This window comes from Chryseobacterium sp. sg2396, assembly GCF_042610505.1.
GTDB lineage: Bacteria > Bacteroidota > Bacteroidia > Flavobacteriales > Weeksellaceae > Chryseobacterium.
In genome coordinates this window covers 1-2,346 of the sequence record NZ_JBHGAQ010000047.1, presented here as the reverse complement: position 1 = coordinate 2,346, position 2,346 = coordinate 1, and the positions used below count along the sequence as shown (strand labels likewise).

2 protein-coding genes are annotated in these 2,346 nt (G+C 33.6%); both read left to right on the top strand.

The genetic code is table 11. The features are described from left to right. A partial coding sequence (locus ACED20_RS21075) for a hypothetical protein (RefSeq protein WP_378106706.1) occupies nucleotides 1-1,575 on the top strand: 1,575 nt, incomplete at its 5' end. Nucleotides 1,576-1,580: 5 nt separating this feature from the next. Beyond that, entirely contained in the window at nucleotides 1,581-2,225 is a 645-nt protein-coding gene (locus ACED20_RS21070; protein WP_294321205.1) for a hypothetical protein, read from the top strand. Nucleotides 2,226-2,346: the final 121 nt, after the last annotated feature.

Sequence of the window (2,346 nt, the reverse complement as noted above, 5' to 3'; positions counted from 1 at the left end):
GCGGGAATCAAATGGGTGATGGGCTTGCTGACTCCTATGGGAGCCTTCATAAAAGCAGCCATGGCGATTATCGATGTAGTAAAATTCTTCATCCAGCGGGCCGCAAAGATCATGGAACTGGTGAAAGCCTTTAGCGACAGTATCAAAGCCATTTCCAGCGGAAATGTAGGTGCGGTAGCCAAATCGATTGAAAATGCCTTGGGGAGAGCTGTTCCTGTTCTGATTGGCTTCCTAGCGTCATTATTAGGAATTGGTGGATTGGCAGACAAAGTCTTGGGTGTTATCCGAAAAATACGTCTGCGTATTGAGAATGCCATTGTGAAGTTTTGGAATTTTGTGAAGGGGAAAGCGAAAGGGTTGTTGAGGAAAATTGGGTTTGGTGATAAGAAAGGTAAAACAAAAGACATTGAAAAGGATAATACGAAAGATTGGGATGATGTTCGAGTACCTTTTGAAGGAGAAGATAAACATACACATACTTTATATTTTGATAGCAAAGATGGAAACACAGTATTGATGGTCGCGAGTACACCAAAAACATTTAGTGATTTTATTGCTGATATAAGAATAGAGGATAAAGACGAGCGAACTCAAAAAGCAAAAAATAATGCTATAAGAATAGCTAACGGTATAGATGCAAGAAAGAAAGATAGAACTAATGATGATAAAGATAAAGAAGAAAAGAAAAAGCATGACATTGCAAGCATGACAAAAGCCTTATCAAAATTTGTTGCCATATTATTTGGGATAGACAAGCAAGGTGGATTACCTGAGTCGGAAATAAAATATTCGTCAAAATCTACAAGTGGAGGTGTTTTAGGATCTTATATGGTTGCAAAAGTACTAACTCGAAAAGGAGTTGATGGATCAGAACCTAAAGAAACAAACAAGATATACGAAGATTTATCGTACAGAATGTATGGCAATGGAAGCTACTATGTAAGAGGACATTTGCTGAACGAACATATACATGGTGAAGGTATTTTAATAAACTTAACTCCGTTATCACAGCAGGGTAATAAAAACCATTTGCGTGTAGCGGAAGAACCTATAAAAATTGCGGTTTTGGGAGGAGCCATTGTTGAATATACTTTATTTGTAAAATATGGTCAGTCTATTCCAGAAGTAAGTGATACTGAATTAGAGCAAGCTGGTTTTGAAAGTGATGAAGATAAAGAAAAAGTTCGAAAAATCCGAAAGGCAGAGCAACATGTACCGAAAGGATTAACATTAAGATCTAATTATCTTAAAAAAGAGGGTGATAAATATGTAAAAGATAAATTATTGGTAGTTAATAATTCGATATTAAACCCTGTAGATTTTGATATTAAAAGCTATCAAATTAATAAGGTTAAAAAAGAAAAAGTTAGTATATTGCATTCATCTCCCGAGGAAATATCTAAAAATACACCTTTAAAAAATGAAAACAGTGTAAGAATAATTATTGATGCGGCTAGAAGAGTATCTGATTTATATAAATATGAACAGATATTAGAGCAAATTCCAAATGCAAGTAGACGAATAAAAGATGATTTGGAAATTCTTAAAAAAGCAAAAAATGTAACTTTAAAATAAGATAAATGTTTGAAAATTTTAATGACTTTTTATTTGATTATCTTCTGGAAGCTAGAGATGATTTTAAAACGATAAAGAAGGTGTTTGAAATTGGAGGAGATGGTACTGTTAAAAAAGATTTACCGGAATTAACTCGTTTAAACAAAATACATGATGGCATAGAAAAACTTTATAGAACAGTAAATGATGGCTATGGGATAGAATGGTGGGAAGATGAAGAAAAAGGGATAGGAGGTAAATTCAATTTTGCCCAAACCAAGTATTTATTTGCAGATGATAATGGCATATATGATGAGGGAGATGATGAAGATCTTAAATACTTTAGACCACTAGATTATCCAACGCCGGAAAGTTATGTAGGATTTATTATAATGCCCGATGAAATATATAAATCATTATATTATATGAGTATTAGTGATTATGAACTAAACAATTTGGACTTGGATTATTATGGTTATACTCAAATGGCACTTGAAGCGCGTGTATTCAATCATTGGCAACGAGTTTTATTGTATTATATGAACGGAGAAGGTATTGGTTCAGTAGAAACAGAAACCTTTAAAACTGAGATGCCAAAAATATTCCCGGATTGGACATGGGAAAATTTTATTGCCAAGTTTGAGAGTGTTAGACTTTCTAATAAAGAATAAATAAAATTATTAAGAATTTTAAAGCGGAGCTTCTAATGAGGAGTTCCGTTTTTTTATTAAAATAACTAGGATTTTATGATAAAGTGACATCTGGACCCACCTGAAGACCGGCTTCTTCGGT

What these genes read in the sequence shown, in the direction of transcription:
- ACED20_RS21070 (WP_294321205.1), top strand. Translation starts at nt 1,581, where the DNA reads ATGTTTGAAAATTTTAATGACTTTTTATTTGATTATCTTCTGGAAGCT.